Origin of the sequence: Streptomyces sp. NPDC015242 (genome assembly GCF_043079125.1) — a bacterium.
In the GTDB taxonomy this organism is placed as follows: Bacteria; Actinomycetota; Actinomycetes; order Streptomycetales; family Streptomycetaceae; genus Streptomyces.
The window spans coordinates 1,232,966-1,238,965 of the sequence record NZ_JBIBUF010000002.1 but is presented as its reverse complement, the minus strand read 5'-3'; the positions used below and the strand labels follow the sequence as shown (position 1 = coordinate 1,238,965).

Annotated in this window: 7 protein-coding genes; all 7 read right to left on the bottom strand. The window is 61.4% G+C overall.

Annotated elements, in window-relative coordinates:
• Window positions 1-573: 573 nt before the first annotated feature.
• Window positions 574-1,194: a hypothetical protein gene (locus ACF07N_RS11140; RefSeq protein WP_392110853.1), complete on the bottom strand. Its 621-nt coding sequence runs from the start codon at window positions 1,192-1,194 to the stop codon at window positions 574-576.
• The gene (locus ACF07N_RS11135; protein WP_392110850.1) at window positions 1,191-1,646 is read right to left on the bottom strand and encodes a hypothetical protein; all 456 of its coding nucleotides are present in this window, start codon (window positions 1,644-1,646) and stop codon (window positions 1,191-1,193) included. The genes ACF07N_RS11140 and ACF07N_RS11135 overlap by 4 nt, the downstream gene beginning before the upstream one ends.
• Window positions 1,647-1,828: 182 nt before the next feature.
• Window positions 1,829-2,275, bottom strand: a complete 447-nt coding sequence (locus tag ACF07N_RS11130) for a hypothetical protein (RefSeq protein ID WP_392110847.1) — start codon at window positions 2,273-2,275, stop codon at window positions 1,829-1,831.
• A gap of 59 nt (window positions 2,276-2,334) precedes the next feature.
• Window positions 2,335-3,558: a hypothetical protein gene (locus tag ACF07N_RS11125; RefSeq protein WP_392110844.1), complete on the bottom strand. Its 1,224-nt coding sequence runs from the start codon at window positions 3,556-3,558 to the stop codon at window positions 2,335-2,337.
• A gap of 98 nt (window positions 3,559-3,656) precedes the next feature.
• Window positions 3,657-3,962, bottom strand: coding sequence for a hypothetical protein (locus ACF07N_RS11120; RefSeq protein ID WP_392110841.1), 306 nt, complete (start codon window positions 3,960-3,962; stop codon window positions 3,657-3,659).
• A gap of 210 nt (window positions 3,963-4,172) precedes the next feature.
• Window positions 4,173-5,252, bottom strand: coding sequence for a hypothetical protein (locus ACF07N_RS11115; protein ID WP_392110838.1), 1,080 nt, complete (start codon window positions 5,250-5,252; stop codon window positions 4,173-4,175).
• Window positions 5,249-5,920 (bottom strand): hypothetical protein, encoded by a 672-nt coding sequence (locus ACF07N_RS11110; protein ID WP_392110835.1) that lies wholly within the window; start codon window positions 5,918-5,920, stop codon window positions 5,249-5,251. The genes ACF07N_RS11115 and ACF07N_RS11110 overlap by 4 nt, the downstream gene beginning before the upstream one ends.
• Window positions 5,921-6,000: the final 80 nt, after the last annotated feature.

Below are 6,000 nucleotides of genomic sequence, written 5' to 3'. Positions count from 1 at the left end.
GCCGGCGCCGCGGGGGCGCGCGGGGCGGCCCCCCCCGCCCCCCCCCGCCGCGCCCCCCCCCGCCCCCCCCCCCCCCCGGGGGGGGGGGGGGGGGGGGGGGGGGCTCCTGGGTGGTAGGAGGGACCTTGGGAGCGCTCACCGTCGTCGGCGCGGGAGGCGCGCGCAGCTTCGCGTCACCGTCCGCGCCCGGGCCAACGACCCGCTTTGACCGGGGGTGGCGGTCCGTCCGCACCGCGATCTGCTGGGCGGCGGCCTTTTGCCCTTTCCTGTACCTCCTGAGCGGTCTCCCCAGCCGCAACTGCCGGTCCTCCACCTGTGCCTATGTCCCGGGGACGGGCCCGGCCTTTCTGGCCTATGCGCTCACCGTGGGGGTGTTGGGCTGGTGCGTGTATCGCTGGACCAAGGGGCGGGCCGAGCAGCGGACGGCTGTGGAACGGGAGAGGCTTCGGCGGCTTCGGAAGAGAGGGAAGGGTGGGAGCCGGGGGGCGCGGCAGCGATGACTGGGGCGGCAGGAGACCCAAAACTCGACCACACCCTCTGACGGACGCCCGAAGTCTTCCTCGATGTTCCGGATCAGTCTTCGTCATCGTGCAGCTGGATCACGTGAGTCAGGTCGGCGATGGCGTCCACTGCGGACATCACCTGCCCGGGAGCCGGGGACCCTGTGATCAGCACTACGTCACGGTTATTGACTTCGCTCCGCCAGGCATATCGCAGACCAACCATGAGTTCCTGATGTTGGTCGAGCGCGTGATACCGAAGCACCCTGAGCCCTTCGCCCAGTTCCTCGGCTGTCCACTTCTCGACAATAGGCGGCTCGATGGCTGCCGGATCGTCGGCGAGTGTCAGCTCTCGCAAAGTCAGTTCTCTATCGCCTTCTGCAGGAACATGAGCAATCCACACGGGTAGGGGAACAGCCTTCGGGGTGGGCAAATACAGGAGAACCTCAGACCGCGGGTACATCGGAGGATAGCGCCGAACGCATTCAAGTAGAGTCTGCGAGAGCAGCTCGACCTCGCTTGCGGTGTACTTCCTTTCGCTGGACTCCTCCCAACAAAACTCGGCGATCTCGTCTGCCCATTCCTCCTGAGTTCTGTTGTCGCTTCCGTACCATTCATCGCCAGCTGAAATGGTCCACTGGCTTGGGATTTCCACCCAGAGGTCGGGGTCATAGTCAATGTCAAGCCACGTCATGCTGCCCTCCAACGAAAGGTAGTCATGATGGCGTCGAAAAGCTCGGTCGTGGCCTCAGCGATCTCGTCCTCCGGATCGCCCGCGCCCACGGTGGAGAAAGAAACCACCACGCATCTGGTTGAATCCTTAGGCACGGGGATCACATAGTCAACACGACGAGAAGCTGCCTCGACGTCTTCCTTGCTCTTGCCTCCCACCAGTGCATCCCGCCGTACTGCGGTGGTTTCTGCGACGGTTACGGTCTCACAGTGGCTCGCATCCGACTCAGCGGTCATGAGCGCAAGAAGGCTATTCGCATCCGCAGCGGCACCGCGAGGACTGGCCGTCTCGGCTACGACGAACGATGCACCGAGAGGTACCCTTCCTCGTTCGTACACCGGGAGGTAGAGATCCAACCCGTCCCCTTTACGGGCTTCGTTGATTCCCTTGCGCAGCCGCCCTTCGATCTCCAAGCGATACGGGGTCACCCTGTCACGTGGGAAGCTGGGGGGCAGGTCACCGCACGCTTTTTCAACGATTTTACGCACCGCAGCGTCTGTGGCATTGTGATCGCGTAGCGGAATTCCCGTCCATCCTGGCGGCAGGATAATGGAATATCCGGTTGGAGTGCAGTGGTGTGTTGGATTATCGCTATTCATGTGATCGAGTCGTTCCCGTCTCGGACCTGTGTACTGCTTCGCTTGCGGAACTTGCGGAGCGCCCAAAAAACAGCCGATGGAATGAGTGGTACGACGATAAACGCCAAATGGTTGGTCAGAATCCCGCATCCCGCCAACACGGCTGATCCAAAGGACACTTGAAAAGAAAGTCCGTCAGGTTCAACCGGAAGGCTCTGACTCTTGTAGATGCCGAGGCAGACGAGGCCGGTTGCCGCCACAAGGGCCGAGCCCAAAAGGAACCGGACCATGGCTTCTTGTTGGTTTCCGGCTACGGATCGTGCGAGCAACATGGAAATCGGTGCCATTGCAACAGCGCCGACGATGCTGCAACCGATCAGAAGCCGAACGTTTCGAGCAGCCGTATCCAGCCTCCTGGCCTCAGCAGTCGCCCGAGCGCGCTCTGCTTCTGCTGCTGCCATCATTCGGCGTCTTTGTGCTTTTGAGACAGGGGCGCTGCTGCCTTCATTCCCAGGGTTGTTAGTTACCATTCAGATCCCCAGCCTCCGGTGAACGACTCCTTGAAATCATTGTAAGGAGCCAGGTACGGCTTCCCTTCCCAAATGTCACTTGTGCCTAGGTTCTTGTCAGCCAAGTCGGCGGTTGTCGCCATGGCGAACGCCTGCTGGAAGTTCAGCTTATATTCCTCGGCGCCGACGCTCGCCTCTTGAAGTCGGGTGTTCCCGGGATGCTCCGCGCGCATCCGCTGAATATCCTTGTAGTGCTGCGCGACCTCTTGGTCGCCAGCGGCCTTCCGCAGGTCGCTCGACTGAGCTTCGGGTAGGTCCCTCTGCATCTCCTCCCTACGAGCGGCTTTCCCGGCCCGCTGCTCAGACTTTCCAAGTCGGGCGAGCTCCTTCTGCGCGCCGATTTTCTGACGCTTTGGAGCCTTCTTGCTGTTGATGATTCGTTGCAGTTCCTTTCGTTTCTGTGCGACCTTCTCGGCATTCCGGACGGCTTTTTCGGTGTTCTTGGCAGCGCCTCTGGCCGAAAGGGTGCGCATTGTCTTCTGAATTCCCTTGAGGCCAGCAAGGGCACGCGCTCCCATGCCCATGGTCACGAGAGAAAAAGCATCCATAGCGACATCCATCCACGATCCGTCGCCTGTTACGGCAAGGAGCACATGTCCCGCCATAACCAGCGCAGTGGCGATCGTTGCGAGCATCGCCACCCAGCCGACAGGCGTTATCAACAGAGCAACGAGTCCGATGATCGTGGCGGCCCAACTCAACGCATCTATCACGATCTTGATGGTGGGTACGGCGTCTTCCCACCAGCTATCTTTGATGATGTCCTTGATCTCGCGCCCAATTTGCGTCGCGTAACCTGCCGCACTCTCGTCCCGTTCCCCCTTTACCGTCTCAAGTTGTTTCCGATACTCTTTCAGAGGATCGTCATCCGAGCGTGACGCTTCTTTCTCTTCGGATGATTGCTCCTTCTTCTTGGCTGCGTCGGCTTCTTCTTGCTCCCGCTTTGCATTGGCAAGGATTCTGTCGGCTCTGTCCTGGTAGTCTTCCAGATCGTCAGCCCACCTTTTTAGGTGGCCGTGCACACGCTCGTAACGGCTTGCGACTTCTCGCAGATGTTTCTCGAGGTCACCCGCTTCGTCGCGAAGTTTACTGGCGTATTTTCCCTTCAGTTCGTTGTCGTCGCCAATCTGCACCAGTAGTTGTGCTTGTCGCCGAAGGGACTTGGCGACACTGTCCATGTGGGCTACTTCATCCCGAATCTCCTCGGGATCCCCCGGAATCGGGTCTGATTCGGCAAGTGGGTGCCAATCGCGGGGGCGGGGCTTCGAAGTGGCGCTCACTTTTTCTTTCCGGCCTTTCTGAGTTCCTTGGCGAGTTCAGCGTCAAGACCGGTGAATCCGTCAATCGTACCTTTCACCAGCTTTCCTACCGTATCAACGGTCTCAATCATCTTCTTCCGATAGTCGTCCCAATTATCAACGAACTCATCCATGACATCCGAAATATTTCCGCTCCCCCAGTACGGATGCATGTCATCTTTTCTATTATCGAGATTCTCAAGTTCCTTTTTGATGCTCTTAAGTCGGGACTCGGATTCCGTGAGAAGCTCCACGTTGACGATCAGATCGGAGTCTTTTGCCACGACCTATGTGCTCCTTCAATCGTTGGTTGTCTGAGCCGGGTTTCCCCGGAGTCGTTCGCCATCGCGCATGTCCTCGCGGTGACTGCGCAGGTTCTTGAGCTCCCGCTTGATTGTCCTGAGTCGGAAGTCCAATTCCACACCTTGAGGTATGCGTCGTTCGCCACGCTTACTTCTCCGGCTGGGCTCGTGGTCTGTACCGATGGACAGCCATCAACGGTTGACGGACTGGATCTCCTGGACCGTGACGGCCTGTTCGTTGCCGAATGTGCCGTTCGGGAGGTCGCCGCCCGTGCCGCCGGTGCCCGTCCACGCGATGTCCCAGGTGATGGTGGCCTGGAGCTTGAACGTGCCGTTGCCGGAGGAGCGGAGGTACTTGAGCCCGCACGGTGGGGTCTGGTCGGCCTTGCCCTTGGCGTACGGCTCGCCGATGGAGCCGTCGGCGTTGATGACGCACTCGCCGGAGGCGGGGTACGTCTCGGCGTCCTCGGTGCCGGGGCGCAGTTTGAGGGCCACCGGCTTGGCGGTGGTGGTGGCCTGGATGTTGAAGCCGGGCACGTTGATGGCCGCCGTGGCCTGGACCTCGTCGAAGACGGCCTTGTCCAGCCAGGCCCACGTCGGCAGGTTCACCTTGGTCTCCGCCTGGGGTGCGAGGGTGACCTTGGTGTCGGGCAATTCCATGTGCTGGTACGCGAGGGCGGCGAGCATCTCGGGTTTGATGGCCTCCTCGTACCGGGCCGGCGGCGCCTCGCCGTTCTCCACCCAGAAGGGCAGGTCGGTGCACGAGGTCCGCTTGAGGTAGTCAGGCTCGTTCGGGTTTTCGACGCCGGCCCAGAACATGCCCTCGCCGTCGTTCTCGATGTTGTAGTCCTTGTAGCCGGGGCTTCCGTCCCAGCCGAACCCGTCCTCGTAGTGACGCTTCGTCTGCCCGAGCGCCGAACCCGCCGTCCCGCCCATGCCGGGTGTGTTCAGCTGACGATCGAGGTCCTCGGACATCTTCTTCTTGAAGTCCTTGGCGCCCAGGTAGGGGGCGTACCAGCAGGGTGGCGGCGACCAGTTGACGTCCGTGGACGCCACGTTCCCGGTGCTGCCGTCCTTGGTGACGGATCCGGAGTACTGGATGCGGGCGGTGGCGTAGATGCCGGTGCTGTCTCCGCCGCCTTGTTGTTCTGTGTTGGCTCCACTGCCGGAACCCACCGGCTTGGCCGCGTAGGCCGATGGCGTGAGGATGGAGGAGCTGAGGGCCAGCGTCAGTGCTGCGGTTCCAAGGAGTGTGCGCTGTGATCCGTTCACTGGCACTTCGCTGCCTTCGTCTCGACGAACACCTTGGATGCCTGCCACAGATCCTTGGCCGTCGGGACCTTGACCATGACAATCTTGTAGTAGTCGAAGTCCTCGATGCTGGGCCTGGTCTCGAGGATCTTCTTCGACTTGATCTCCTTGCCGAAGAACTTCCCGGAGTCCGCGCAGAATGCCACCTCCACCGACTTGCCGTTCGGGGCGGATCGTGTGGTGGCGTCGTAGTGGCGCAGCGTTCCCGTGGCGGTCCAACCGCCGTCGATCCAGGCGTTGATCTGCGTGTCCGCGTAGTGCAGTCCATCGCCGGTGGCGTACGTGGTGACGGCAGCGTCTTTGGTCGTGCGCTTGTCCACACCGCGATAGATGGCACGGAAGAAGTTCGCCGCGTCATCCATCGCAGCCGCCTCGTTCGCGTCCTTCGGCTTCCCCCAGTCGAAGACGAGGTTCATGTCCTTCGGCAGGGAGACGTCCACGCCGTCCGGCTTGTCCCCGGCCTGGGCCGCTGACGGGCTGGCGGACTGCTTCGGGGTCTCGGCCACCTGGTCTGCTCCTGCGATCTTGTCGTTGTCGGCCGGCTTGTCGTCCCCGCTCCCGCAGGCCGTCAACAGCAGTACCGCCGTCGCTGTCAGTGCGGCGGCGACGGGCAAGGTGCGGCGCTTCACAGTGGCTCCCCGTGAAAGACAGAAGTGCAGTACGAGCACTGACGGTACCGGTGAGGTTTTCGGTTTCACCAGCGCGAATA

Coding starts and splice junctions, on each gene's coding strand:
- ACF07N_RS11130 (WP_392110847.1), bottom strand. CDS start 2,275: ATGATGGCAGCAGCAGAAGCAGAGCGCGCTCGGGCGACTGCTGAGGCC.
- ACF07N_RS11140 (WP_392110853.1), bottom strand. CDS start 1,194: ATGACGTGGCTTGACATTGACTATGACCCCGACCTCTGGGTGGAAATC.
- ACF07N_RS11125 (WP_392110844.1), bottom strand. CDS start 3,558: ATGGACAGTGTCGCCAAGTCCCTTCGGCGACAAGCACAACTACTGGTG.